Origin of the sequence: Polaribacter sargassicola (genome assembly GCF_021991835.1) — a bacterium.
GTDB classification, from domain to species: Bacteria; Bacteroidota; Bacteroidia; order Flavobacteriales; family Flavobacteriaceae; genus Polaribacter; species Polaribacter sargassicola.
Window position 1 is genome coordinate 1 of sequence record NZ_JAHDAU010000214.1, and the last position, 285, is coordinate 285.

General features: G+C 36.8%; 1 protein-coding gene. It reads right to left on the bottom strand.

Going from position 1 to position 285, the window contains the following annotated elements; translation table 11 throughout:
- The coding region (locus KI686_RS16550; RefSeq protein ID WP_237590409.1) for a glutamine amidotransferase-related protein at window positions 1–285 on the bottom strand (285 nt) is incomplete at both ends.

Sequence of the window (285 nt, forward strand, 5' to 3'; positions counted from 1 at the left end):
TTTTTACTTTTCATAGCTAAACCTGCTACCGTATTATCATTTAAAGGCACGTGTGTGATTTCAAGATCTGGATGCCATTCAGCCTCTTCTCTATTAACTGCAAACCCATGGTTTTGAGACGTAATCTCTCCCTTTCCTGTAATCATATTTTTTACAGGGTGGTTTATTCCTCTATGCCCGTTATGCATTTTATACGTAGAAACCCCATTAGCTAATGCTATAACTTGGTGCCCTAAACAAATACCAAAAAGCGGTAAGTCTCTTTTAATAATTTCTTTTGCTACG